This is a genomic window from Rubellimicrobium roseum, assembly GCF_006152145.1.
GTDB classification, from domain to species: Bacteria; Pseudomonadota; Alphaproteobacteria; order Rhodobacterales; family Rhodobacteraceae; genus Rubellimicrobium; species Rubellimicrobium roseum.
In genome coordinates this window covers 15,400-40,909 of sequence record NZ_VDFV01000017.1, presented here as the reverse complement: position 1 = coordinate 40,909, position 25,510 = coordinate 15,400, and the positions used below count along the sequence as shown (strand labels likewise).

The window sequence follows — 25,510 nt, the reverse complement described above, 5'->3', positions numbered from 1 at the left end:
CTCAGGCCTCCATCCGCTCCAGCTCATCGATGAGGCCTTCGATCATCGAGAGGCCCTTGTCCCAGAAGGTGGGATCGCTCGCGTCGAGGCCGAAGGGGGCGAGCAGCTCCTTGTGGTGCTTTGAGCCGCCGGCTTTCAGCATGTCGAAGTACTTGTCGCGGAAGGCCGGATCGCCCTCCTCGTAGACGGCATAGAGCGCGTTCACGAGGCCGTCGCCGAAGGCGTAGGCGTAGACGTAGAAGGGCGAATGGATGAAGTGCGGGATGTAGGCCCAGAAGGTCTCGTAGCCTGGCGCGAAGTCGAAGGCGTCGCCCAGGGACTGCGCCTGCACCGACATCCAGAGCGCGTTGATGTCGTCCACCGTCAGCTCGCCGTGGCGGCGCGCCTCGTGGAGCTTGGATTCGAAGTCGTAGAAGGCGATCTGGCGCACGACCGTGTTGATCATGTCCTCGACCTTGCCGGCAAGGAGCGCCTTCTTGGCCTTGGTATCCGGTGCCTCGGCGAGGAGCTTGCGGAAGGTCAGCATCTCGCCGAAGACCGAAGCCGTCTCGGCCAGCGTCAGGGGCGTGGAGGACAGGAGTTCGCCCTGGCCTGCGGCGAGGACCTGGTGGACGCCGTGGCCCAGTTCATGCGCCAGGGTCATCACGTCGCGCGGCTTGCCCAGGTAGTTCAGCATCACATAGGGATGCGCGTCCGTCACCGTGGGATGGGCGAAGGCGCCGGGGGCCTTGCCGGGCTTCACGGCGGCATCGATCCAGCCCTTGGCGAAGAAGGGCGCGGCGAGGTCGGCCATGCGCGGATCGAACGCCGCGTAGGCCTCGGTCACGGTGCGCTGGGCCTGCTCCCAGTTCACGAGGCGGTCGTCCTCGGTCGGCAGGGGGGCGTTGCGATCCCAGACCTGCAGCCGGTCTAGTCCGAGCCACTTGGCCTTGAGCCGGTAATAGCGGTGCGACAGGCGCGGATAGGCGGCCACGACGGCGTTGCGCAGCGCCTCGACCACCTCGGGCTCGACGTGATTGGAGAGGTGGCGGGCCGTCTGAGGAGTGGGGAGGCCGCGCCAACGATCCTCGACCTCCTTCTCCTTGGCGAGCGTGTTGTGGATGCGCGCGAAGGTGCGGGTGCTGTCCCCGAAGACCTTGGCCAGCGCTTGGAAGCCCGTCTCGCGCCGTGCCCGATCCTTGTCGGTCAGGAGGTTCAGCGTGGCTTCGATGTTGAGCGCCTCGCCGTCCACCTCGAATTCGAGGCCGGCGATGGTTTCGTCGAAGAGCTTGTTCCAGGCCGAGGCGCCGACGACGGACTGGTCGTGCAGGAACTTCTCCAGCTCGTCGGAAAGCTGGTACGGCTTCATCGCCCGCATCCGGTCGAAGACCGGCTTGTAGCGGTGCAGCTCCTGGCTCTGGCCCAGAAGGCTGTTCAGGTGGTCCTCGTCGAGGCGGTTGAACTCCAGCCCCCAGAAGACGAGCGGGGTGGTGAAGGTGGTGATCCGGTCCTGGCAGTCCGAGAAGAACTTGGCCCTCTCGCCGTCCATGGTCATCTGATAATAGCGCAGGCCGGCGTAGGACATGATCCGGCCCGAAACCTGGCTGATGCGCTCGTAGCGCAGCACCGCATCGAGGAGGCCATGGGCGTCGAGCGTGGCGAGCTTGCCCTCGTAATCCTCGGCGAAGCTGCGGCAGGCGTCCTCCAGCCAGTCCATGTCGCGCTTCAGCTCGGGCGCGTCGGGCGAGGAGTAGAGGTCGGACAGGTCCCAGTCGGGAAGCTGGCCGAGGTCGGGGCCGCCCGAGCGGGCGGCGGTCTCGGCGTCGTAGACGATGTGCGTCATGGGCTGTCTCTTCCGAATGTGTCGGGCCAAGATAGTCCCGGCGCGAGAAGGTGGGAAGGGCGGCCCCCCTAGCCGTGAGCGGCGAGGAGGTCCTTGAGCGTGTCGAGGGTGTCGATCTCGTCCACCGGCTTGTCCTTGCGCCACCGGAGCATCCGGGGGAAGCGCAGCGCCACGCCGGACTTGTGGCGGGGGCTGGCCTGGATGCCTTCGAAGCCGATCTCGAAGACCTGGGCAGGCTCGACCTGCCGGACGGGGCCGAACTTCTGGACGGTGTGCTTGTTCACCCAGGCGGTGATCTGGCGGAACTCGGCGTCGGTGAGGCCGCTGTAGGCCTTGGTGAAGGGCACGAGCTCGTTGCCGTGCTTCACGGCGAAGGTGAAGTCTGTGAACAGATTGGCGCGGCGACCCGAGCCCGCCTGGGCGTAGACCATCACTGCGTCGATGGTGAGCGGGTCCACCTTCCACTTCCACCAGTCGCCCTTCTTGCGGCCGTTCCCATAAGGGGAGGCGAGGCGCTTGAGCATGAGCCCTTCGGCGCCCTCCTCGCGGGCGCGCAGGCGGGCGGCGCGGAGATCGTCCAAAGTCTCGAACCGGACGGGTGGCGAGAGGCGGAGCGGGGCCTCGGGCGGGAGGTCGGTTAGAAGAGCGTCGAGGCGCTGGCGGCGTTCCGCGAAGGGCGTCAGGCGGATGTCGTGGCCGTCCTGTTCGAGGAGGTCGTAGGCCATCAGGACGACCGGGGCGGAGGCCAGCAGCGCCTTCGGCACGGTCTTGCGGCCGATGCGGGGCTGGAGGGCGTTGAAGGTCATCGGCCGGTCATCGGCCCAGGCCAGGATCTCGCCGTCTAGGACGGTGCCGTGGGGCAGCCAGTCGATGGCGCGCGCGAGTTCGGGGAAGCGGTCGGTGATGAGGTCTTCGCCCCGGCTCCAGAGGTGGTGGCGCCCCTCGCGCAGGATGAGCTGGCCGCGGATGCCGTCCCATTTCAGCTCGGCGAACCAGTCGGTGGGGTTTCCGAGGTCCTCGGGAGTGTCGAGCTGGTAGGCGAGGTAGAAGGGGTAGGGGCGGGCGGTGTCGTCGCGCGCCTCGCCTTCGTGAAGGAGGCGTGCCCAGGTCGTCGTCTCGGGGCTCCAGTCGCCCATGAGGCGGTGGGCGACCTCGGGCTCTGGCAGGCCGGTGGCCTGGGCCAGCGCCTTGGTCATCAGCGTCTGGCTGACGCCCACGCGGAAGCTGCCGGTGAGGAGCTTGGTGAAGAGGAACCGCTCGGGGCCGGGGAGCGAGTCCCAGGCGTCGAGGATGCCCTGCCTGCGCTCGGCCTCGGGGAGGGCGGACAGTTCCTTGAGGCGGGCGATCCAGTAGGACAGGGGCTGGTCCGATTCGCGCGTGGCGGGGGGCAGGATCAGGGAGATCGTCTCGGACAGGTCACCCACGACGCCGTGGGACTCCTCGAAGAGCCAGAGGGGGAGGCCCGCCTTCTCGGCCGCCCAGTCCCGCAGGCTCGTCGCGGTGATCGTGCGGCGGGGGCGGCGGCCGGAGAAGAGGGCGACGGTCCAGAGCTTGTCGGCGTCGGGCGCTGTGCGGAAGTAGTCCGCAAGCGCCGCGATCTTGGCGTTTGTCCGGGTCGTCTGGTCGAGGCGGGCGTAGAGGGCGGCGAAGTCCTTCATTCGGGCGCGTCCTCGTCGATGATGTCGGCGGGTGCCTCGCCCTCGGCCAGCACCTCGTCGCCCGCGTAGTCGGTGGCGACGATTCCGGCGTCGTAGCCCTGCTCCTCCAGCCAGCGGCGGAAGGCGGCGGTGTAGCCGTGGGTGACGAAGACCTTGTGCGCGCCGGTTTCCCCGATCGCCTCGTTGAGGCCGGGCCAGTCGGCGTGGTCGGACATGATGAAGCCCCGGTCGGTGCCGCGCCGGCGGCGGATTCCCCGCAGCGCCATCCAGCCCGAGGCGACGGCGGTGGAGGCCGCGCCGAACTTGCGCGCCCAGGTGGAGTGGAGCGCGGAAGGCGGGCAGACGACAAGCGCGCCGGCCTGAGCCTTGAGGTCGAGGCCCGCGACGACCCGCGTCGTGGGGGGAAGGGGGAGGCCCTGCGCGCGCAGCACCTCGTTGGTGCCCTCGACGGCGCCGTGGGTCAGGATGGGGGCGATGGCAGGGTCCAGCATGTGCAGGAGGCGCTGGGCCTTGCCGAGGGAGTAGGCGCCGAGAAGGGAGAACCGGCCAGCGGCCGCGTTGGCGGACCACCAGGCGTTGAGGTCGGCCGCGATGTCCTCCTGCGAGGGCCAGCGGAAGACCGGCAGGCCGAAGGTGCATTCGCTGATGAAGGCGTGGCAGCGGACGGGCTCCCACGGGGTCGAGAGGCCGTCGTCCACCACCTTGTAGTCGCCGGAGACCACCCAGACCTCGCCCCCGACCTCGACCCGGATCTGGGCCGAGCCGGGGACGTGGCCGGCGGGATGGAAGCTGACCTGGGCGCCGCCGATCCGGCGCGATTCGCCATAGACGATCGTGTCGAGGCGGATGTCGCCCAGGCGGTGGCGCATGACGGGGGCGGCGAGGTCGGTCGCCAGATAGGCGCCCATGCCGCCCCGCGCGTGGTCCGAATGCCCGTGCGTGATGAGCGCGCGGGACACGGGGCGCCAGGGGTCGATGAAGAAGTCGCCCGCGGGGCAGTAGATGCCTCGGTCGGTGAAGGTGAGAACGCTCATGGCGCCAAGGTAGCACCAAGCGAGGCGAGGGGGAGTCGGGCCGTCACCGCTTGCCTGCGCGGTCGCGCCCGAAAGTCGCGGGAGCGGACGCCACGCCGTCCCGCGAGGGGCGCGTCCACGACGCGCGGCGGCTGGGGCAGGGTCCCCAGGCGGTCCGACGGCACTCTTCCGAAGACCTGCAAAGAGCGAAGCGGGGGTGCCGTCCGAAGACGGGAGAGCGATGTCCCGCCAGCGGCCCCGTGATGAGGCCAAGGTGGCAGGCAAGGGTTAACGCTTTCCTACAGCACCGAACGGTCCTCCCCCGATTCGCGCAACAGGCCGCAAAAGCATCATTCGCTTCGGTTGATCCGACGCCGGAGCGGACAACCATTGGAGAGAGCCGGCGCCGTCGTCCGGTGCCCGGGAGATCGTCGTGACGCCCCTTCCCCTTCACCGAAGGCCTGACCCGTTGAGCGTCGGCAGCGGCGACCTGGTCGCGACGGTGCAGCGTCTTTTCGCGGACGGGCGGGTGCGGCGGCTCCGCATCGTGGCGACGAGCGAGCGGACGCATCTGACGCTGGACGTGGAACGGGACGAGGCGGAAGAGCCCACATGGCTGCCGATGCTGCGCGTAGTCGCGGAGCTGACGGAGGTCGCGCGCCTGATCGTCGAGCGGGAGGATCGCGCGCCGGGCGGCGACGCCACAGGCTGACGGCGGATGCGAAACGGGCCGCGCCCCTGCGGACGCGGCCCCTGCATCGGCCGGACGAGTGGCTCAGGCGGCGCGGCCGACGAGCACGTCCTCGATCTCCTTGCCGGCGGCACGCTCGTCGCGGCCCGAGACGGCGGCGTATTCGCGGGTCAGGCGCTCCAGCGCGGCCTCGTAGAGCTGACGCTCGGAATAGGACTGCTCGCGCTGGTCATCGGCGCGGTGCAGGTCGCGCACCACCTCGGCGATGGCGATGAGGTCGCCCGAGTTGATCTTCTGCTCGTACTCCTGGGCGCGGCGGGACCACATCGCCTTCTTGACCTTGGCCTTGCCCTTGAGCGTCTTCATGGCGTGCGCCACCGTGTCGGCGTTCGCGAGCGGGCGAAGCCCGGCCTCGGCCGCCTTGTTGGTGGGCACGCGCAGCGTCATCTTGTCCTTCTCGAAGGAGATGACGAACAGCTCGAGCTTGAAGCCGGCGACCTCCTGCTCCTCGATCGACATAATCTTGCCCACGCCATGAGCGGGGTAGACAACGAAGTCGTCGGGGCGGAACTCGCTCTTCTTGGTCTTGGTCATGGGGGTCCTTCCGGTACAGGGCGCCAGGGCGGGGGCCGGCGACAAAGCGAAAACCCGACGGAAACAGGTTCCCGTCAGGTGGGCGTGCGAAGCGGTCGGTTCAAGTGGGGTGGAACGTCATTTGCCCATTCGCATAGCACAAATTCGCGAGCCGGGAAAGGGCGGCTCGCGGCCTTGTGCTCGGTGGCCCGCCGGGGCCGTCAGCTTCCCTCGCCGGGCGCCTCGCTGAACATCGACATCTTGCCCGGCTTGCCGTCCATCTCCTCGGCGGTGGGCAGCGGGTCCTTCTTGAGCGTGATGACGGGCCAGCGCTCGGCGTATTTCCGGTTGAACTCGACCCACTTGGCCATGTCAGGCTCGGTGTCGGGGCGGATGGCGTCGGCGGGGCACTCGGGCTCGCAGACGCCGCAGTCGATGCATTCGTCCGGGTGGATCACCAGGAAGTTCTCGCCCTCGTAGAAGCAGTCCACGGGGCACACCTCCACGCAGTCGGTGTATTTGCAGGCGATGCAATTCTCGGTGACGATGTAGGTCATGGGGGTCGGGTCTCTCCTGGTCGGGGCTGACCTAACCCCGCCGCCCGGATCATTCAAGCGGAGGGCGCCACGGGATCGGGACCCGCCGCCGGCGGATCACGGGGGGCGAGGTCCTCGTAGAGCGCCTGCGCCTCGGCGGCGGGGCCGCGCCGCTCGCCCAGGTCGAGGATGCGGACGACCCGGACGCGGCCGTGCAGCGCGAAGGTCAGCACGTCGCCGGGGCCCACGGCGCGCGCGGGCTTGTCGGTGGGCTGGCCGTTCACCCGGAGCCGCCCTTCGGCGATCAGGTCGGCCGCCAGCCCGCGCGACTTGAGGAACCGCGCCTGGAACAGCCACTTGTCGAGGCGGATGGTGGGACGGGCTTCGTCGGTCACGCGACCCGTCCTGTCATGGGCGCCCGTCCGTCACTTGGGCTTGAACCCCGCAAGCGCGGCGGCGAAGGGATTGTCCGGGTCGATCCGGCGCGGCTTCTCCTCGCGCGGGGGGCGCGCCTCGAAGGACTGGGCGCCGCGGTTGCGCTCGGGCCGGTCCTGGCGGGCGCCGCCCTTCTCGGGACGGTCGCCGCGGGGCTTGCCGCCCTTGGGCCCGTCGCGGCGGTCGCCCTGCGGGCGTCCTTCGCGGCGGGCGGGCTCGCCGTCGGCCGCCTGGGCCGGACGGTCGGGGCGGGGGCCCCGGCGCTCGCCCTGCGGGCGCTCGCCCCTCGGCTGACCTTCGCGCGCGGGCTGGCCCTCGCGGCGGGTGCCGCGACCTTCGCGCCGCTCGCCGCCCTGCTGCGGACGGCGGTTGCCGCGCCCGCCCCAGGTGAACGTGTAGAAGACCTCGGTTTCGACCGGCTGGGCCGAGGCGTAGGGGCTTCCGGGCATCTCCATGGGGGTGTCGTAGGGCATCTCCATGGGGATGTCGCTGCCCGGCATCTCGCTGGGCGTTGAGATGGGGATGTCGGCGGGCATGTCGCCCGGCAGCTCGGCCGGAGTCGTGGCGGGCGCCTCGGTGGGCTCCTCGACGGGAACCTCCTGCGGCACGTCCGGGGGCGTCTCGGGCACGCCGGGGTCGGGCAGGTCGGGCTGCGGCACCTCGGCGGGCTCGCCCGGCTGGATGTCCGGCGTGGGCGAGGGGTCCTCGGACGGCGTCTCGGAGGGGGCGGGCGTCTCGTTCGGGGGGGCCGGGGGCTCCTCGACGGGGGTCTCGGGCGTCTCGGGGGTGGGCGGGATGGCGGCCTTGGCGGCGCGGACCTTGGGCCGCTCGGCCCGTTCGGCGCGGTAGCCCAGGCCTTCCATCAGCTTGGCGAAGGTTTCGAGCGTGAGGCCGGTGATCGACAGCATGTCGGGATTGGCCTCGAAGCCACCCTTCGAGTCCTTGTCGCGCAGGAGGTCGGCCAGCCGTTCGAGCATGTCGATGCGGATGGCGCGCTCTCCGGCGGCGCGGTAGCCGGCCATGGACCAGTAGCCCTGCGGCAGCCCCTGCGGGACGGGCACGGTGACGTGGCCGGCGGCCGGGGCGGAGGGGAACTCGTCGAGGCCCTTCCAGAGCGACCAGAGCACGAGGCGCAGGCGCGTGGGCGCGGGCTTGAGGAGCGCGGGCATGAAGATGGTGAACTGGCCCAGCCGCACGCCGTGCTTGCGCAGGGCTGCGCGCGCCTCGGGGTCGAGGGCCTTCACCTCTTCGGGCACATCGGCGCGCGGCAGGAGGCCCAGGTTCTCGACCAGACGGTAGGCGAAGCCCTTGGCGAGCCCGGTCAGGGTCTCGTCACGGCTCATGTTGAAGAGCGGCTCCATGGCGGCGGCGATGCGGCGGTCCATGAAGTGCTGGAGGCGGCGCTGCACCTTGGCGGCCACCTCGGGCCCGGCTTCCTCGTCGACGAAGGCGACCACCTCGGGCTTGAGGGGCTCCGTGCCCTTGGCGAGGCGGCCCACGGCGTGCTCGCCCCACATGAGGCCGCCCTGCTCGGTGAAGTCGATCTCGGTGTCGGGCGCGTTGTAGAAGCGGTCGGCGCGCAGGTGGAACTGCGGCGCCAGCGCCTGCGCGGCGGCCTGCCGCAGCGTCCGGGCCTCGTCGGGGTTGTCCACCCGCTCCGCGCGGAAGCGGAACCCTTCGAGCCGCCCCACGGCATGCCCCTCCACCGTCACGGCGCCCTTGTCATCGACTTCGGCCACGAGGACCTCCCTTTGTCTGAGCCGCCGGGCGAGGGTGCTCGTCCGCCGGTCCACGAAACGTTCCGTCAGAGCCTGGTGCAGCGCGTCCGACAGGCGGTCTTCTACCCGACGGGTCTCGTCGCGCCAATAACCCTCGTCATGCACCCAGCCCTTGCGCTGGGCCACATAGGTCCAGGTCCGGATGTAGGCGAGGCGCTTCGACAGGGTGTCGATGTCGCCCTCGGTCCGGTCGATGCGGCGCACGGCGTCGCCCAGCCAGTCGGCGGGGACGCGGCCCTTCTCGTGCAGGAAGTTGTAGATCTGGCCCAGGAGCCCCGCGTGCTCGCCCTTGGAGATGCCGCGGAAGTCGGGGATGCGGCAGACGTCCCAGAGGAGCCGGACCGAAGGGCCGTCGGAGGCGCGGGCCATCACCTCGGCGTCGGCCGAGAGCGCGCGCAGGGCGCCGAGGTCGTCGGATTCGCGCACCCGGCCCAGCCAGGGATTCTGCGTGCGCTCCTCCAGGGTCTGGAGGAGGCGCTTGACCGAGCCGAACTGGAGGCGCGAGTTGCGCCACATCAGCCGCGTCACGGGGCGGAACTGGTGGTTCTCGATCTGGTCGATCACCTCGGGGTCGAGGTCGTGCGCCTCGCCGGTGACGCCGAAGGTGCCGTTCTGGGTGTGCCGGCCGGCGCGTCCCGCGATCTGCGCCAGCTCGTCGGGGGCCAGTTCGCGCATCCGGTGGCCGTCGAACTTCAGGAGCCCCGAGAAGGCGACGTGGCTGATGTCGAGGTTGAGGCCCATGCCGATGGCGTCGGTGGCCACGAGGAAGTCGACCTCGCCGTTCTGGTAAAGGTCCACCTGGGCGTTGCGGGTGCGGGGCGAGAGCGCGCCCATGACCACCGCCGCGCCGCCGCGCGTGCGTCGGATGTATTCGGCGATGGCGTAGACGTTCTCGACCGAGAAGCCGACGATGGCGGCCCGTTCCGGCATCCGGCTGATCTTCTTGGGCCCGGTGTAGGTGAGGGTCGAGAACCGCTCGCGCGTCAGGAACTGCACGCCGGGGACGAGGCCCGCGATGGCGTTGCGCATGGTGAGCGAGCCCAGGAACAGCGTCTCGTGCAGCCCGCGCGAGTTCAGGAGGCGGTCGGTGAAGACGTGGCCGCGCTCGGGGTCGGCGCAGAGCTGGATCTCGTCCACGGCGAGGAAGTCGGCGCCCATGCCGTCGGGCATCGCCTCGACGGTGCAGACCCAGTACTGGGCCCGGTCGGGGACGATCCGCTCCTCGCCGGTGACGAGCGCCACGACCGAGGGGCCGCGCAGCTTGACGATGCGGTCATAGACCTCGCGGGCGAGGAGGCGGAGCGGCAGGCCGATGACGCCCGTGCGGTGCGCCAGCATCCGCTCGATGGCATAATGGGTCTTGCCGGTGTTCGTGGGGCCGAGGACGGCCGTGACGCGGGAGGGGGTCATGGGAAAAGCGCGCGCCTTCCGCGCCGGGGGTCAGAGGGTCCGGCCGTCGAGGGAACGCTCGAGGCGGGACACGGCTTCGCTGGCCTGGGGGTTCTGCGGATTCATGTCGTGCACCCGCCGCCAGACTTCAAGGGCGTCCTCGGGGCGGTCCACCTCTTCGAGGATGGCCGCGAAGCCCTGGAGGGCCTCCCAGTGGTTGGGGTTGAGCACCAGCGCCTGCCGGAGGTCGTCGATGGCGGGACCCGCCTGGCCGGTCAGGTAGAAGGCCGAGGCGCGGCCCACGTAGGGTTCGGCGAAGTCGGGAGCCCAGTCGATGGCGGCGCTGAAATGCTCGACCGCCTCGTCGGGCCGGCCCGCCTCCAGCGCGTCGCGGCCGCGGCGGAGCAGGAGGTCGATGGCGGCCGAGCCCGAGCGGCCCCAGAGCGCGCGCAGCTCGCCGTCGATGCGGGCGGCGGCGTCGGGCGATTCGGCCTCGGCCAGCTGCCGGAGGAGGTCGGCCTCCTTCTCGGCGTCGGTAGCCTGCGCATGGAGCGGGCTGGTGAGCAGAAAGACGGCCAGCGATGCCGCAACGACAGATTTGATGAGGAGGGGGCGCGGTCCCATAACCCATCTGTAGCCTGTCCCGTGGCAAAACCAAGGGGCCGGGCATCACAACGCGGAGGGACCACAATGAGCGCGATCCTGGATCAGGCGGTCGAGGAGCTGAACCGGCGGATGGAGGGGCGCAGCTACGACGGCACCGCCATGTTCGTCCTGACCGGCGAGGGGAGCATCTTCCTCGACCGGGGCGAGGCGCGGAAGGGCGAGGGCCCGGCCGAGGTGACCTTCACCGCCACGCCCGAGACCTTCCGCGACATCATCTCGGGGGCGCTGAACCCGACCTCGGCCTTCATGTCGGGCAAGCTCGCTCTCGACGGCGACATGGGGGCGGCCATGCGGCTCGCCTCGGCGCTTGGCTGACGGAGCGGGATGGGGGCCCGCGCCGCTTTTTGACCGGAGCGGGCCGGCGGACGGCGCGGCGACCTGGGCCGAGGCGCCGGACGGGCTGCGGCTGAGGCTCGCCCATTGGGGGCGGGACGCGCCGCGCGGCACGGTGCTGGTGTTCACCGGACGCGGCGAGCACGTGGAGAAGTACGCGCGCCTCGCGCTCGACCTGCGGGCGCGGGGCTGGGCGACGCTGACCTGCGACTGGCGGGGGCAGGGGCTGTCCGAGCGTCCCATGGTGGAGGGGCCCTTCCGCGATTACCAGAAGGACGTGGCCGCCCTGGTGGCCGAGGGACGCGCGCTGGGCCTGCCCGAGCCGTGGTTCCTGCTCGCGCATTCCATGGGGGGCGCGATCGGGCTCCGGGCTCTGCACGAGGGGTTGGGGGTCGCGTCGGCGGCCTTCTCGGCGCCGATGTGGGGGCTGTCGATGGCGGGCTTTCGTCCCGCGCTGCGCCCGCCCGAGGGGCTGCCGCCCGGCGTGCGGCGGATCGTGGACCGGGTGCTGCCGCCCGAGGACGCCCCCCGGCTGCGGCTGCGCGAGATCGTGGCGGCGGGGCGGGACGGGGTGCCCTACCTGCTGTGCTGCGACTTCGCGGGGAACACGCTGACCACCGACCGCGAGACCTTTGAATGGATGCGGGGGCATCTGGCGGCGCACCCGGAGCTGGCCACCGGGCGGTCGTCGCTCCATTGGACCAACGAGGCGCTGCGCGAGATGGCGGCGCTCTTGCGGGTGCCCGCGCCGAAGGTGCCGGTGCTGGTGGTCATGGGGTCCGACGAGGTGGTGGTCGATCCCGCCCGTGTGCGGCGGCGGCTGCGGTCCTGGCCCGAGGCGAAGCTCCTCGTGCTGGCGGGCGCGCGGCACGAGCCGCTGATGGAGGCGCCGCGCCTGCGGGCGCAGGCCATCGGCGCCATCGCCGCCCATTTCGAGGCGGCGGTCAGCAGTTCGGGACGTTGACCGCGAGGCCGCCCAGCGAGGTTTCCTTGTACTTCTCGTGCATGTCGCGGCCCGTCTGGCGCATGGTCTCGATCGCGGCATCCAGCGGTACGAGATGCGTGCCGTCACCGCGCAGGGACAGGGATGCGGCGGAAACCGCCTTGATGGCGCCCAGGCCGTTCCGTTCGATGCAGGGGACCTGCACGAGGCCCTTCACCGGGTCGCAGGTCATGCCGAGGTGGTGCTCCAGCGCGATCTCGGCGGCGTTCTCGACCTGCATGGGGGTGCCGCCCAGGACGGCGGCCAGTCCGGCGGCGGCCATGGCCGAGGCCGAGCCCACCTCGGCCTGGCAGCCGCATTCGGCCCCCGAGATCGAGGCGTTGTACTTGATGAGCCCGCCGATGGCCGCGGCCGTGAGCAGGAAGTCGGGAACGTCGCGGCTGGACGCGCCCGGCACGTGGTCGAGCCAGTAGCGGATGACGGCCGGGACCACGCCCGCCGCGCCGTTGGTGGGCGCGGTGACGACCTGCCCGCCGGCGGCGTTCTCCTCGTTCACCGCCATGGCGTAGGCGGACATCCAGTCGTTGATCGTATGGGGCGCGGTGAGGTTCAGGCCACGTTCCGCGAGAAGCGAGCGGTGGATGCCCATGGCGCGGCGCTTGACCTTCAGGCCGCCGGGCAGGATGCCCTCGGAGGCGAGGCCCCGGTCGATGCAGGCGTTCATCACCTCCCAGATGCGGGCGAGGCCCTTGTCGAGCGCGCGGGCGTCCAGGCGTGTCAGTTCGTTGCGGCGCTTCATCTCGGCGATGGAGAGGCCCGAGTCGCGCGACATTCGCAGCATCGATTCGGCGGTGTCGAAGGGGTAGGGAACGGGCGGGCCGTCCTCGGTGGCCTTGCCTCCGGCCAGTTCCTCGGCGGTCAGGACGAAGCCGCCGCCGATGGAGTAGTAGGTCTCCTCCACGATGACGTCGCCCTGCGCGTCGGTGCCCCTGAGGATCATGCCGTTGGCGTGGCCGGGGAGGGCGGGGCCGTAGTCGAAGACAAGGTCCTTGGCGGGGTCGAAGCGCAGGGGGGGCAGCCCCTCGGGCGCGACCTCGTGGGTGTCGCGGATGCGGGCGAGCGCGGCCTCGGCCTTCTCGGCGTCGTAGTCCGAGGGGATGAAGCCCGCGAGGCCGAGGATCGTGGCGCGGTCGGTCGCGTGGCCTACGCCGGTGAAGGCGAGGCTGCCGTGGAGCGAGGCCCGGAGCCCCGCGACCCGGAAGGGCTGCGCGCGCAGCAGGTCGAGGAAGCGCGCCCCCGCGACCATGGGGCCCATGGTGTGCGAGGAGGACGGGCCGATGCCGACCTTGAACATGTCGAAGACGGAAAGGAACATCAGAGGGCGCTGCCTTCGGGCGGGTTGGGGAGGGAAGGGGCGCTGAAGGGCGTGGGTCCCAGGCCCTCGGCGGCGGTGGCGGCCCGCGTCTCGGGCCGGTCGTCCATTCGGCGGGCGATATCGTGCAGGCGAGGCCAGCGCGCAAGGTCGAACCATGCGGCGTCCCCCACGGGATAGAGCGCGAGCCAGCGCAGCATGGGGCAGAGATAGCAGTCGAGGATCGAGGACTCCCCGGCCCCGAGCCAGCGGCCGAGCCGGGTGCTGCCCTCCTCCAGGATGTCGAGCATGGCGGCGACCCGCTCGCGGGTGCGGGCGACGAGCGGACCGGTGTCGCCGGTCACGTGCCGCTCGGGGTAGAACAGCATCCGCAGCGCCGGGTGCAGGGTGTTGGACAGCCAGAAGAGCCAGGCCAGCACCGCGCCCCGGTCGGGGTGGTCGGGGCCGGACACGAGGTCCGCGCCATGGCGGTCCGCGAGCCAGAGAAGGATCGCGCCCGTTTCCCAGATCGGGCCGTCGGACGTTTCCAGCGCGGGGATGAGGCCGTTCGGGTTCACGGCACGATAGGCGGCCCCGTCCTGCGCGCGGCTGCGGCGGTCCACGAGGACGGTCTCGAACGGCACCCCGGCGCGCAGCAGCGCGAGGCGCACGCAGAGGGAGGCGTTGTCGGGGGCGTAGTGGAGGCGGAGGGGGATCATGGCGCGCATCCTTTCACGCCGCGCGGCGGGGAAGCGTCGGAAAGCGACGCTTCCGGAGCCGAAGGGGGCAGACGCGCCTGCGCCCAAGGTCGGACGGCCGGGCGGGCGGCGGGACTCGCCCTTGCTGTCCGCCCGGCCTATACCCACGGGCACCAGAAGATGTCCGAGGCCCCCATGACCGACACGCTGTCCTCCTCCGATCTCGCCAAGCGCGCGAGCGCGCTCAAGGCCGCGGAGTTCGTCGAATCGGGCATGAAGGTCGGGCTGGGCACCGGCTCCACCGCCGCCTTCCTCGTCCGCCGCCTGGGCGAGCGGATGCGCGAGGAGGGGCTGCGCATCGTCGGGGTGCCGACCTCGGCCCAGACGGCGCGGCTGGCGCGCGAAGAGGGGATCGAGGTGGCGACGCTGGAGGAGACCGGGCGGCTCGACATCTGCATCGACGGGGCGGACGAGGCGGACCCCCGGCTGAACCTCATCAAGGGCGGGGGCGGCGCGCTTCTGTGGGAGAAGATCGTGGCCACCGCCGCCGATCGTGTCGTCGTCATCGCCGACGCGGGCAAGCGCGTGCCGGTGCTGGGGGCCTTTCCGCTGCCCGTGGAGGTGATCCCCTTCGGGCTGTCCTCGACCCGGCGGCTGATCGAGGAGGCGATCGCCGGGCTCGACGTGGACGGGCGGCGGGTCGAGCTGCGGCTGCGCGACGGCCAGCCCTTCGTCACCGACGAGGGCAACCGCATCCTCGACCTGCACCTGGGGCGCATCGGCGACCCGCTGGCGCTGGCACTGCGTCTCAACCAGATCCCCGGCGTCGTGGAGAACGGGCTGTTCCTGGGGATCGCCGACACGCTGGTGATCGGTCACGCGGACGGGCGCGCCGAGGTCGTGGACCCGGGCGCGGCGCAGGACGGCGACAACATCTTCCGGGAGGTGGTGTGATGGCCTTCGACCTCGACCTTTTCGTGATCGGCGGCGGCTCGGGCGGGGTCCGGGCGGCGCGAATGGCGGCGCAGACGGGCGCCAAAGTGGCGCTGGCCGAGGAAAGCCGGCTGGGCGGGACCTGCGTGATCCGGGGCTGCGTGCCCAAGAAGCTCATGGTCTTCGCCTCGCAGTTTTCCGAGGTGCACGAGACGGCGCTGCGCTACGGCTGGACCTTCGGGGAAGGCGCCTTCGACTGGCCGTCGTTCCGGGCGCACCTGCATTCGGAGCTGGACCGGCTGGAGGGGGTCTACGGCCGGATGCTCGACGGGTCGGGGGTCAAGGTCCATGCCGCGCGGGCGGTGCTGGAGGACCCGCACACGGTGCGGCTGTCCACCGGAGAGACCGTGACGGCCGCGCATATCCTGATCGCCACCGGCGGGCGGCCCAACCGGCCCGAGATGCCCTGCGCCGAGATGGGGATGGTGTCGGACGACGTGTTCCTGATGGAGGAGCTGCCGAAGAGCATCCTGATCGTGGGCGGCGGCTACATCGCCTGCGAGATGGCCTGCATCCTGAACGGGCTGGGCGTGGAGGTCACGCAGATCTACCGCGGCGCGCAGATCCTGCGGGGCTTCGACGAGGAGGCGCGGGGCCTCGTGGCCGAGTCCATCCGGCAGCGGGGGGTCGACCTGCACACGGGGACCGACATCGCCCTGATGGGCGCGCCCGACGAGGACTTCGACATGCCGGCGGGCGAGATGCTGGTCGCGAGGAAGGTCGCGCCGGCCCGGGGGCCCGTGAAGGTCAAGACCACGATGGGCGTCGAGAAGGTGTATGACGCCGTGCTCTTCGCGACGGGGCGCGATCCCAACAGCCGGGGTCTGGGGCTGGAGGAGATCGGGGTCGAGCTGTCGCGCGGCGGCTACGTGCCGGTGGACGAGTATTCGCAGACCAAGGTGCCGTCGGTCTTCGCCATCGGCGACGTGACCGGGCGGCCCGCGCTGACCCCGGTGGCGATCCGCGACGCCATGTGCTTCGTCGAGACGGTGTTCCACGGCCGGCCCACGCCGGTCGACCACAGGATGATCCCCTCGGCCATCTTCACCCAGCCGGAATACGGGGCGGTGGGGCTGACCGAGGAGCAGGCCCGCGCGCAGGAGCCGGTCGATGTTTACGCCACCACCTTCCGCCCGATGCGGTCGGCCTTTGCCGGGCGGCCCGAGCGGGTGCTGATGAAGCTGATCGTGAGCCAGGCCACGCGCCGGGTGCTGGGCTGCCACATCGTCGCCCCCGAGGCGGGCGAGATGATCCAGCTCGCCGCCGTGGCGATCAGGATGGGCGCGACCAAGGAGGACTTCGACCGCACGGTCGCCGTCCATCCCACGATGGCCGAGGAGATCGTGACCCTGCGCGCGCCGGTCCGCCGGGGTTGATTGCGGATCGGGCGCGGCACGCAGGACGCATCACGCGGCGTTCCCGCCCGCCTCGCCCTTGCGTGACGGGTCCCCGGGGTTGTCTTTTCGCACAAGCGTGACCAGCTAAGGGGCGACAGGAAGAGGGGTTTCAGGATGGCGAACGGAGGTCCGTGGGGCGGCAATCGCGGCAGCGGCGGCGGGGGGGATGACGACCGTCGTCCCGACGACAGGCGCCCGCCCCGGCGTCCGGGCGAGGGGCCCCCGATCCCCGAGATCGACCAGCTCATGAATCGCGGGCGCGAGCAGCTCCGCGTGCTGATGGGCGGGCGCGGCGGCTTTCCGCCCCCGAACCGTGGCGGCGACGGGCCGCGCGTGACGCGGGGCACGCTGCTGATCGGGGCCGGGGCGGTGGCGCTCCTGTGGGCCTTCATGTCCTTCTACACGGTGCAGCCGCAGGAACGCTCGGTCGAGCTGTTCCTGGGGAGCTACTCGGACACCGGCGAGCCGGGCCTGAACTTCGCCCCCTGGCCGGTCGTGACCTACGAGGTCGTCGCCACCACCACCGAACGCACGGAGAACCTGGGCTCGGTCGCCGCGGGCGCCAACGGCGGCGGGCAGGTCGAGGACGGGCTGATGCTCACGACCGACGCCAACATCGTGGACATCGGCTTCCAGGTGACCTGGAACGTCAACGATCCGGCGCGGATGCTGTTCAACATCGCCGATCCCGAAGGAACGGTGCGCGCGGTTTCCGAATCGGTCATGCGCGAGATCATCGCGGCCTCGAACCTCGCGCCGATCCTCAACCGCGACCGCGCCGAGATCGCCGCCACCGCGCGCGAGAACATCCAGGCCTCGCTCGACGCCTATGACAGCGGCATCAACGTGGTCCGCGTCACGCTGGGCCGCGCCGACCCGCCGACCGAGGTCATCGACGCCTTCCGCGCCGTGCAGGCGGCCGAGCAGGAGCGCGACCGTCTCCAGCGGCAGGCGGACGCCTACGCCAACCGGGTTCTGGCCGAATCGCGCGGCCAGGCCGCGCAGGTGATCGAGCAGGCCGAGGCCTACCGCGCCCAGACCGTGAACAACGCGGTCGGCGAGGCGTCGCGCTTCCAGGCGGTGCTGGGCGAGTACCGCAACGCCGAGGACGTCACGCGCGAGCGCATCTACCTAGAGACGATGGAACGCGTCTTGGGCAACGTGGACAAGATCATCCTCGATCCCTCCGTCGCCGGGGCGGACGGCAGCCAAGGCGTCGTGCCCTTCCTGCCGCTCGACCAGATCATGCGGCAGCCGGCCCCCGCGGCCGCGCCGCAGGCGCCCGCCAACATCACCGGCACCGCCTCTCCGGCCGCTTCGGCCACCACCACCGCCACGGGGAACTGACCATGCGCCGCTCCGCCACCGCCCTCCTGGTCGCGCTGGGTGTCGCCCTGGTGCTGCTCGTGTCCTCCATCTACGTCGTCGACGAGCGCGAGAAGGCGCTCGTGCTGCAGTTCGGCCAGATCCGCCAGGTCCGAGAAGAGCCGGGGCTCGGGCTCAAGGTCCCCTTCATCCAGCAGGTCGTGACCTATGACGACCGCATCCTGAGCCTCGACACCGAGACGATCGAGGTCACGCCCTCGGACGACCGCCGCCTCGTGGTCGACGCCTTCGCGCGCTACCGGATCGACGACCCCGTGCGGTTCCGCCAAGCCGTGGGCGCCGGGGGCCTCGCGACGGCCGAGAACCTGCTCAACAACATCCTGAACGCGCAGATCCGCGCCGTGCTGGGTAGCGATCAGGTCACCTCGGACACGATCCTGTCGGCTGACCGCCGGTCGCTGATGAACCGCATCCGCGACGGGGCGGAGGCCGAGGCCCAAACGCTGGGGCTCGACGTGATCGACGTGCGGCTCAAGGCCACGAACCTGCCCGCGCAGAACCTGGAAGCCACCTTCGCCCGGATGCGGGCCGAGCGCGAGCGCGAGGCCGCCGACGAGATCGCCCGCGGCAACGAGGCCGCGCAGCGCATCCGCGCCACCGCCGACCGCACCGTGACCGAGACCATCTCGGAAGCCGAGCGCGACGCGCAGATCACCCGAGGCGAGGCCGACGCCGAGGCCAACCGCGTCTTCGCCGAGGCCTATGGACAGGACCCCGAGTTCTTCCAGTTCTATCGCTCGATGCAAGCCTATGTGTCGGCGCTGCGGGGCAGCAACTCGACCATGGTGATGACGCCCGACAACGCCTTCTTCAACTACCTCTACGGCGCCGGGGAAGGAACGGGCACCGCCGCGGCCCCGGCCGGGGAAGCCGCTCCGGCCGCCGAGGCCGCGACGGAGGACAGCGCAGCCGCCGCGACGGAGGCTCCGGCCACGGAGCAGGCCGGCACCGCGACCGTGACGCTGGACGCGCCGGCGATCGTCGCCCCGGCGAACGATGACGCGGCTGCCGCGACCGACGCTCCGGCCCCCTGATGGCCTGGGTGTTCCTGGGGGTCGGCCTGACCCTGGTGGTCGAGGGCCTGATCTGGGCCCTCGCGCCCCAGATGGTGGAGCGCTTCCTCCTCGTGGTCCGGGGGCTGCCGATGGAGACGCGGCGGCTTGCGGGCCTTGCGGCGCTCGCCCTCGGCCTCGCGCTCGTCTGGGCGGGGCGGATGGCCGGCGGTTTTCCTCTCTGACCCTTCACACCGTCTTGACGCCCTGCGAGGGGTCTTTGCGTTGAGCTTCCCGGCCCCTAGGTTGATGGTCGCGTCCAACGACCCCAGGGGCGCATCCCGGGGCCGCCCTCATTCCGGCGGCGTTGCGTCGCCAATCAAGGAGCCGCTCGTGACACTCAAGACCCTCGCCAACACCCTCGCCCAGCGTCCGACGGGCGCGGCCGCGCTGCTGCTCGGGACCGCCATCGCCCTCACCCAGGTCATGCCGGTGACGGCCCAGGACACCACGGCACAGGACCAGGACAGCGCGGTTCCGGGCGACCAGGACCCGAGCGCCTCGCTGACTCCTTCGGAGCCCGCCCTCACGACCGGGACGGACAATCGGCCGCTGAGCTTCGCCGACCTTGCGCGGCAGGTGAGCCCGGCCGTCGTCAACATCACCACGACCAGCATCGTCGCCGCGAACGCTGGGCCGCAGGGCATGGTCCCCGAGGGCTCGCCCTTCGAGGACTTCTTCGAGGAGTTCGGCGGCCCGAACGGCGGCGGGCCGCAGCGCAGCCAGGCCCTGGGCTCGGGCTACGTCATCTCGGCCGACGGCTACATCGTGACGAACAACCACGTGATCGAAGGCGCCGACGAGATCCTGATCGACTTCTTCGAAGGGCCCGACATGCCCGCAACGCTGGTGGGGACCGACCCCAACACCGACGTGGCGCTCCTCAAGGTCGACGGCGCCGACCTGCCCTTCGTGGAGTTCGGCGACTCGAACGGCGCGGAGGCCGAGGTGGGCGACTGGGTGCTCGCCATGGGCAACCCGCTGGGCCAGGGCTTCTCGATCTCGGCCGGGATCATCTCGGCCCGCAACCGGGAGCTGTCGGGCACCTACGACGACTACATCCAGACCGACGCCGCGATCAACCGCGGCAACTCGGGCGGGCCGCTCTTCGACATGAACGGCCAGGTGATCGGCATGAACACCGCCATCCTGTCGCCCACCGGCGGCTCGATCGGCATCGGCTTCGCCATGTCCTCGGCGGTGGTGTCGGACGTGGTCGACCAGCTCCGCGAGTTCGGCGAGACGCGGCGCGGCTGGCTGGGCGTGCGCATCCAGGACGTGACGCCGGACATGGTGGACGCCATCGAGGGCCTGGAAAGCACCGCGGGCGCGCTGGTGACCGACGTTCCCGAAGGCCCGGCGCTGGACGCGGGCGTCGAGGCCGGCGACGTGATCCTGAGCTTCAACGGCACGCCGGTCCAGGACACGCGCGAGCTGGTGCGCAACGTGGGCTCGGCCCCCGTGGGCGAGACGGTGCCCATGGAGGTGCTGCGCGACGGCGAGCGGGTGACGCTCGACATCACGCTGGGCCGCCGCGAGGACGCCGAGTCCGCGCAGCCCGCCTCGGCCGAGCAGCCCGGCGAGCCGCAGACGTCGGAGCTGCTGGGCATGACCCTGTCCACCGTGACGCCCGAAGCGGCGCAGCAGTTCGGCCTGCCCGAGGACGCGACGGGTCTCGTGGTGACCGAGGTCGATCCGGTCTCGGACGCGGCCGAGAAGGGGCTGCTGCCGGGCGACGTCATCACCGAGGCGGGCCAGGCGCCCGTGGCCTCGGTCGCGGACTTCGAGGCGGCCGTGCAGGCGGCCGAGGAGGCCGGGCGGCGCTCGGTTCTCCTGCTGGTGCGGCGCGGCGGCGAGCCCCGCTTCGTGGCGCTCTCGGTCGAGGAGCCGCAGGGTGGCGAGCCCGAGGCGCAGCCCGAGCAGTAAGCGGGCCCCCGAGACGGGACCGGGAGGGCGCCCCCATGCGGGCGCCCTTTCCCGTTTCAGGGCCGGGAAACCCAGCGGAAGACCCAGCCCTCGCGCAAGGGGGCGCTTGGCGGGTCGCCCAGGTCGCGGACGGGGTAGGCGGCCAGCGGCTCCAGCCGGTCGCGGGGCAGGAACGGGCGTCCGATATCGCCCACGAGCGTGAGCGCGTGCGGCGGTTGCGCGTCGAGGGTCCGGGCGACATGAGCCGCGAGCGTCGCGTCGTAGAAGAGGTCCGCGACGAGGAGGATGGGCGGGTCCCGTTGGGCCAGCAGGCCTGCGGGGACGAGAGACTGGTCGCGGTGGGGCTTCCTTGGCCCGGTCATCGCCCGCACCTGCCGACCCACCCCGTTTGCTTCGGCGTTGAGCCGCGTCGCGACGGCGGCGAGCGGATCGGTGTCGAGCGCGACCACGTCGCTGGCCCCATGGACCGCGGCGGCGATGGCGACCAGCCCCGAGCCCGCGCCGATCTCGACGGCGCTGCGGTTCCGGACCAGTTCGGGGTGCCGCGCGAGATGGGTTGCCAGCGCGACGCCGCCCGGCCAGGCATGGGCCCAGTAAGGTGTCCCGCCCGGGGGCACGAGCCGCGACAGGCCGCTCCGGGGGCTCGCGAGGTGCAGGTGGACGCCGGTGCCCGGCACGGCCGTCAGGGGCAGGTTCGCGCGAATGAAGTCGGAGGCCGCGCGTTCCGCCTCGGGGTCGGGATCGTGCCTGCCGCGCGCTGCCATGCCCTCTGGAACCCTCCGCGTCCCCGGCCTAGATAGGCCCGGCAGCCCAAGGGAAGGCAAGAGAATGGCCCGGATCACCTATGTCGAGCACTCTGGCAAGGAGCATGTGGTGGAGGTGCCGAACGGCCTCACCGTCATGGAAGGGGCGCGCGACAACGGCATCCCCGGCATCGAGGCCGATTGCGGCGGCGCCTGCGCCTGCTCGACCTGCCACGTCTATGTCGACGCGGCCTGGGTCGGGAAGCTGCCCAGGAAGGACCCGATGGAGGAGGACATGCTCGACTTCGCCTACGAGCCCGATCCCGTCCGGTCGCGCCTGACCTGCCAGCTCAAGGTGACGCCGGAGTTGGACGGGCTGCGGGTGCAGATGCCCGAGCGCCAGATCTGACAGCGCGCTCCCGGCCGATGAGTCGGGATGGTTGCGTATCTGAGCCAGGTTGATGGGCTGCGCTCAGGCCGAGAGGGCCAGGAGCGCGGCGATCTCGGAGAGCTGCTGGGCCGCGCCGCAGGTGTCGCCGGTCTGGCCGCCGAGGCGGGCGCGCACGAGGCGCGTCCAGGCCCAAGCTATGGCCGCCACGGCCAGCGCCGCGCCGAGCGCCGCGATTCCGGAAGCGAGGAGGGCCAGGACGAGGGCGGCGAGGCCGCCCAGCAGCAGCGTTCCGGCCTGGGGGCGGCCCACGAGCCGCGCGAGACCCCCCTCGCGCGCCGGGGGCAGGGCTCCGAGCAGGAGCGCCATCGGCCAGCGGCTGAGCGCGGCGGCGGCAAGGACCGGGCCCCAGACGGCACCTTGGGCGAAGAGGGCGGCCAGAGCGCTCCAGCGGATCAGGAGGCCCAAGACCAGGGCGAGCGCGCCGTAGCTGCCGATGCGGCTGTCCTTCATGATCTCCAGCCGCCGCTCGGGCGTGGCGCCGCCCCAGAGCCCGTCCGCGCTGTCGGACAGCCCGTCCTCGTGCAGGCCCCCGGTGGCGAGCGCCTGGGCGGCGAGCGCCAGCGCCGCGGCCACGGGTGGCGCGAGGCCCAGCGCCAGCGCGCCCGCCGCGACCCCCGCCGCGAGAAGGCCCACCACGGCCCCCGCAAGCGGCCAGGCCCAGGCGGCGCGGGCCCCTCGGGGCGCCGCGAGCCGCCACGGGACGGGCAGCCGCGTGAGCAGCATCAGCGACTCCGCCACGTCATCGGCCCAGGACCGCGCAAGGTGGGGCATACCCGAATTTCCTTTTCGTTTGCGCTGCTCTAGGGAGCCGCAACCGAGAAGGCAACGAGGACAGACATGGCCCCCTTCACCACGCTCGCCGGGTTCCGCGAGGCCCTGGCCACCGCGCCCGGCTGCGACGAGGCCGCCCGCGCGCGGGCCGAGGCGCGCAACGACCGCCTGACCAAGCCGCCCCGCGCGCTGGGGCGACTTGAGGAGCTGGCGATCTGGCTGGCCGGGTGGCACGGGACCGAGAGGCCAGAGATCCGCCAGCCGCAGGTCGCGGTCTTTGCGGGCAACCATGGGGTGACGGCCCGCGCGGTCTCGGCCTTCCCGGCCGAGGTGACGGCGCAGATGGTGGCCAACTTTCAGGCGGGCGGCGCAGCGGTGAACCAGCTCGCCCGCTCGGTGGGCGCGCGGCTCACGGTCCATGCGCTCGACCTTGATCGGCCCACGGCGGACTTCACGGAAGGTCCGGCCATGAGCGAGGCCGAGTGCGTGGCGGCGCTGGCCACGGGCTGGGACGCCGTGGAGGAGGGGACGGACCTCCTCGTGACGGGTGAGATGGGGATCGGCAACACGACCGCCGCCGCCGCCATCGCCGCGGCGCTGTTCGGCGGCACGGCCCGCGACTGGGTCGGCCGGGGCAGCGGCGTCGACGAGGCCGGCATCCTGCGCAAGCTGGAGGCGGTGGACGCGGGGCTTGCGGCCAACCCGGCCGCGCGGGACGAGCCCCTGGAGGCGCTGCGCTGCCTGGGCGGGCGCGAGATCGCCGCCATGGCTGGCGCCATCGCGCGGGCGCGGGTCGATCGTATCCCCGTCATCCTTGACGGTTTCATCTGCACCGCAGCCGCGGCGGTCCTGGCCCGTGCCGTGCCCGGCGCGCTGGACCACGCCGTTGCGGGGCATCAGAGCGCCGAGATGGCCCACCGCAACATGCTCCTGAAGCTGGAGATGGACCCGATCCTGACGCTGGGGATGCGGTTGGGCGAGGCCTCGGGCGGGACGCTGGCCATCGCCGTCCTGCGCGCGGCCGCCGCCTGCCAGTCGGGCATGGCGACCTTCGAGGAGGCGATGGTGACGGGCTAGCCGTTCGGGGGGCGGGAGCGCCGCTCGGTGATGGCGGCCTCCAGGTCCTCGTGGAAGGCGCGGGCGCGGGCGAGGTAGGCCTCGTTCTCCTCGATGGGCAGGCCGGGTTGCCAGAGCTCGCCCAGCTCGTGCAGCGCCGCCCGGTCGTGCCCGGCAAAGGCATTCTCGATCTCGGCGGCTTCCTGCGGCTCGACGCCCAGCCCTTCGAGGACGTGGCGGCCGGCGCGCAGGGCCGAATCGAAGACCTCGCGCAGCACCTCGTCGGCGCCGGCATGGACCAGGGCATGGGCGTGGGTGCTGTCCTGCGCGCGCGCGACGATCCGCAGGTCGGGCCGCCGACGCCGCGCCGCCGCCACGACGCGGGTCGTCGAATCGGGGTTGTCCAGCGCCACCACCAGCACCCGCGCCGCGACGAGCCCGGCCGATTCGAGCACTTCGGGCCGGGTGGGATCGCCCAGGAAGGCCCGCCGGCCCAGGGCGCGCATCCGCTCGATGCTGGCCATGTCGTTGTCGAGCAGCACCGCGTCCTGTCCCGCGCTGCGCAGGAGCCGGTCCACGGTGCGCCCGAAGCGGCCCACCCCGGCCAGGATCACGGGGTGCCGGGTGTCGATGGGGTCGGGCGGGGCGGGCGCCGCGTCCCGCTCGTGCAGGACGCGCTGCACCACCAGGAACAGAAGCGGCGTGACCAGCATCGTCAGCGCGATGATGAGGTAGAGCCTCTCGGCCATCTCGCCGCCGATCGCGCCCAGCGTGGCGGCGTAGGCCACGAGCACGAAGCCGAACTCCCCCGCCTGCGCGAGACCCAGGGAGAAGATCCAGCGGTCGCGCCGCCGCAGGCGGAACAGGACCGCCAGGACAAGGAGGATCGCGGCCTTGATGCCGATGACGGCCAGCGTCATCGCAAGGAAGGCCGCAGGGTTCTCCAGAAGCCGGTCGGCATTCACGCCCGCGCCGATGCCGATGAAGAACAGGCCCAGGAGCAGGCCCTTGAAGGGCTGGAGGTCGCTTTCCAGCTCGTGCCGGAACTCGGACCCTGCCAGGACCACGCCCGCAAGAAAGGTGCCCAGCGCCGGCGAGAGGCCCACCAGCTCCATCAGCACCATGATCGAGACCACGATGAAGAGCGCGAGCGCGGTGTCGATCTCGCGCAGGCGCGCGTGGCCGATCCAGCGGAAGACCGGGCGGGTGAGGAAGGTCCCCGTCAGGATCACCGCCCCCACGGCCCCCAGGATCAGGAGCGTCGTGGCCCAGGCCGGAAGACCCTCGACGACGCTGAGCGAGTCGTGGTCCGGCTGCACCGCGCGCGCCGCGAGGAGCGGCAGCACCGCCAGCATCGGGATCACCGCGATGTCCTGCAAGAGCAGCACCGAGAAGCCCGAGCGCCCGCCCTCGGTATCGAGGAGCCCCTTCTCGGTCAGGGTCTGCACGACGATAGCGGTCGAGGAGAGCGCCAGCACCATGCCCAGCGTCAGCGCCGTGGGCCAGGGATGCCCGAGCCAGAGGCTGCATCCCGCGAAGGCCGCCGTGGTCAGCAGCACCTGCAGCCCGCCCAGGCCGAGCAGGCGGTGACGCAGCTCCCACAGCGCGCGCGGCGAGACCTCCAGCCCCACGAGGAAGAGCATCACGGCAATGCCGTATTCGCCGAAATGGCGCAGGTCCTCGGACTCTGAGCCCACGAGGCCCAGCACGGGGCCGATCAGCAGGCCCGCGCCCAGGAAGCCCAGGACCGAGCCCAACCCCAGCCGCGCGGCAAGGGGCACCGCCAGGACGGCGGTGCCGAGATAGATGGCGGCCTGGAGGAGGAGGTTGTCCATCGAGTCCCCTGCGC

The 25,510-nt window shown here is 71.7% G+C and carries 24 protein-coding genes; 11 read left to right on the top strand and 13 right to left on the bottom strand.

Translation table 11 applies throughout. The annotated features are described in order from the left end of the window. Position 1: 1 nt before the first annotated feature. From FHG71_RS12835 to FHG71_RS12825, 3 genes are all read right to left on the bottom strand, one after another. On the bottom strand, positions 2-1,822 hold the full coding sequence (locus FHG71_RS12835; protein ID WP_139082089.1) for a M3 family oligoendopeptidase: 1,821 nt from the start codon (positions 1,820-1,822) through the stop codon (positions 2-4). A gap of 68 nt (positions 1,823-1,890) precedes the next feature. Further along, entirely contained in the window at positions 1,891-3,480 is a 1,590-nt protein-coding gene (locus tag FHG71_RS12830; RefSeq protein WP_139082088.1) for an ATP-dependent DNA ligase, read from the bottom strand. After that, on the bottom strand, positions 3,477-4,514 hold the full coding sequence (locus tag FHG71_RS12825; RefSeq protein ID WP_139082087.1) for a ligase-associated DNA damage response exonuclease: 1,038 nt from the start codon (positions 4,512-4,514) through the stop codon (positions 3,477-3,479). The genes FHG71_RS12830 and FHG71_RS12825 overlap by 4 nt, the downstream gene beginning before the upstream one ends. A 448-nt stretch (positions 4,515-4,962) precedes the next feature. On the opposite strand from FHG71_RS12825, the gene FHG71_RS12820 reads away from it, so the two are divergent. After that, positions 4,963-5,205 carry a hypothetical protein gene (locus FHG71_RS12820; protein WP_139082086.1) on the top strand — a complete coding sequence of 81 codons (243 nt, stop codon included), beginning with the start codon at positions 4,963-4,965 and terminating at the stop codon, positions 5,203-5,205. 63 nt (positions 5,206-5,268) lie between these two features. Here the strand turns inward: FHG71_RS12820 and FHG71_RS12815 are convergent, their stop codons facing one another. The 5 genes from FHG71_RS12815 to FHG71_RS12795 form a co-directional block, all read right to left on the bottom strand. Further along, positions 5,269-5,778: a CarD family transcriptional regulator gene (locus FHG71_RS12815; protein ID WP_139082085.1), complete on the bottom strand. Its 510-nt coding sequence runs from the start codon at positions 5,776-5,778 to the stop codon at positions 5,269-5,271. Between the two features lie 200 nt (positions 5,779-5,978). Continuing rightward, positions 5,979-6,314: a ferredoxin FdxA gene (gene fdxA / locus FHG71_RS12810; protein WP_139082084.1), complete on the bottom strand. Its 336-nt coding sequence runs from the start codon at positions 6,312-6,314 to the stop codon at positions 5,979-5,981. Positions 6,315-6,367: 53 nt separating this feature from the next. Beyond that, positions 6,368-6,688, bottom strand: coding sequence for an RNA-binding S4 domain-containing protein (locus FHG71_RS12805; protein ID WP_139082083.1), 321 nt, complete (start codon positions 6,686-6,688; stop codon positions 6,368-6,370). Positions 6,689-6,718: 30 nt separating this feature from the next. After that, positions 6,719-9,916 (bottom strand): helicase-related protein, encoded by a 3,198-nt coding sequence (locus FHG71_RS12800; protein ID WP_139082082.1) that lies wholly within the window; start codon positions 9,914-9,916, stop codon positions 6,719-6,721. Positions 9,917-9,946: 30 nt separating this feature from the next. Further along, positions 9,947-10,519, bottom strand: a complete 573-nt coding sequence (locus FHG71_RS12795) for a tetratricopeptide repeat protein (RefSeq protein WP_176559412.1) — start codon at positions 10,517-10,519, stop codon at positions 9,947-9,949. Positions 10,520-10,585: 66 nt separating this feature from the next. Between FHG71_RS12795 and FHG71_RS12790 the strand changes: the two genes are divergently transcribed. Then, the gene (locus FHG71_RS12790; RefSeq protein ID WP_139082081.1) at positions 10,586-10,876 is read left to right on the top strand and encodes an SCP2 sterol-binding domain-containing protein; all 291 of its coding nucleotides are present in this window, start codon (positions 10,586-10,588) and stop codon (positions 10,874-10,876) included. Beyond that, complete coding sequence (locus FHG71_RS12785; protein ID WP_139082080.1) at positions 10,869-11,858, top strand: alpha/beta fold hydrolase; 990 nt, start codon at positions 10,869-10,871, stop codon at positions 11,856-11,858. Before FHG71_RS12790 ends, FHG71_RS12785 begins: the two co-directional genes overlap by 8 nt. Here the strand turns inward: FHG71_RS12785 and FHG71_RS12780 are convergent. Then, positions 11,839-13,212 (bottom strand): L-serine ammonia-lyase, encoded by a 1,374-nt coding sequence (locus FHG71_RS12780; protein WP_139082079.1) that lies wholly within the window; start codon positions 13,210-13,212, stop codon positions 11,839-11,841. The genes FHG71_RS12785 and FHG71_RS12780 overlap by 20 nt on opposite strands. Further along, positions 13,212-13,907, bottom strand: a complete 696-nt coding sequence (locus FHG71_RS12775) for a glutathione S-transferase family protein (RefSeq protein ID WP_139082078.1) — start codon at positions 13,905-13,907, stop codon at positions 13,212-13,214. The genes FHG71_RS12780 and FHG71_RS12775 overlap by 1 nt, the downstream gene beginning before the upstream one ends. Before the next feature lie 174 nt (positions 13,908-14,081). On the opposite strand from FHG71_RS12775, the gene rpiA reads away from it, so the two are divergent. The 6 genes from rpiA to FHG71_RS12745 all read left to right on the top strand — a co-directional run bounded on the left by rpiA (position 14,082) and on the right by FHG71_RS12745 (position 20,640). Continuing rightward, positions 14,082-14,840 (top strand): ribose-5-phosphate isomerase RpiA, encoded by a 759-nt coding sequence (gene rpiA, locus FHG71_RS12770; protein ID WP_139082077.1) that lies wholly within the window; start codon positions 14,082-14,084, stop codon positions 14,838-14,840. Next, positions 14,837-16,255, top strand: a complete 1,419-nt coding sequence (gene gorA, locus FHG71_RS12765) for a glutathione-disulfide reductase (protein WP_139082076.1) — start codon at positions 14,837-14,839, stop codon at positions 16,253-16,255. The genes rpiA and gorA overlap by 4 nt, the downstream gene beginning before the upstream one ends. 135 nt (positions 16,256-16,390) lie before the next feature. After that, a complete protein-coding gene (hflK, locus tag FHG71_RS12760; RefSeq protein WP_139082075.1) occupies positions 16,391-17,623 on the top strand; it encodes an FtsH protease activity modulator HflK in 1,233 nt (410 codons plus the stop codon). Positions 17,624-17,625: 2 nt separating this feature from the next. After that, entirely contained in the window at positions 17,626-18,696 is a 1,071-nt protein-coding gene (gene hflC, locus FHG71_RS12755; RefSeq protein ID WP_139082074.1) for a protease modulator HflC, read from the top strand. Next, positions 18,696-18,899, top strand: a complete 204-nt coding sequence (locus tag FHG71_RS12750) for a DUF2065 family protein (protein ID WP_139082073.1) — start codon at positions 18,696-18,698, stop codon at positions 18,897-18,899. Before hflC ends, FHG71_RS12750 begins: the two co-directional genes overlap by 1 nt. Positions 18,900-19,140: 241 nt before the next feature. Next, complete coding sequence (locus tag FHG71_RS12745) at positions 19,141-20,640, top strand: Do family serine endopeptidase (protein ID WP_139082117.1); 1,500 nt, start codon at positions 19,141-19,143, stop codon at positions 20,638-20,640. 56 nt (positions 20,641-20,696) lie between these two features. On the opposite strand, the gene FHG71_RS12740 is transcribed toward FHG71_RS12745, so the two are convergent. Beyond that, the gene (locus FHG71_RS12740) at positions 20,697-21,404 is read right to left on the bottom strand and encodes a class I SAM-dependent methyltransferase (RefSeq protein ID WP_139082072.1); all 708 of its coding nucleotides are present in this window, start codon (positions 21,402-21,404) and stop codon (positions 20,697-20,699) included. Positions 21,405-21,468: 64 nt separating this feature from the next. Here FHG71_RS12740 and FHG71_RS12735 point away from each other — a divergent pair, with 64 nt between their 5' ends. After that, entirely contained in the window at positions 21,469-21,792 is a 324-nt protein-coding gene (locus FHG71_RS12735) for a 2Fe-2S iron-sulfur cluster-binding protein (protein WP_139082071.1), read from the top strand. A gap of 63 nt (positions 21,793-21,855) precedes the next feature. Here FHG71_RS12735 and cobS read toward each other — a convergent pair whose 3' ends face one another. Further along, positions 21,856-22,605 (bottom strand): adenosylcobinamide-GDP ribazoletransferase, encoded by a 750-nt coding sequence (gene cobS / locus FHG71_RS12730; RefSeq protein WP_139082070.1) that lies wholly within the window; start codon positions 22,603-22,605, stop codon positions 21,856-21,858. A gap of 66 nt (positions 22,606-22,671) precedes the next feature. Between cobS and cobT the strand changes: the two genes are divergently transcribed. Continuing rightward, a complete protein-coding gene (gene cobT / locus FHG71_RS12725) occupies positions 22,672-23,682 on the top strand; it encodes a nicotinate-nucleotide--dimethylbenzimidazole phosphoribosyltransferase (protein WP_139082069.1) in 1,011 nt (336 codons plus the stop codon). On the opposite strand, the gene FHG71_RS12720 is transcribed toward cobT, so the two are convergent. Continuing rightward, entirely contained in the window at positions 23,679-25,496 is a 1,818-nt protein-coding gene (locus FHG71_RS12720) for a cation:proton antiporter domain-containing protein (RefSeq protein ID WP_139082068.1), read from the bottom strand. The genes cobT and FHG71_RS12720 overlap by 4 nt on opposite strands. Positions 25,497-25,510: the final 14 nt, after the last annotated feature.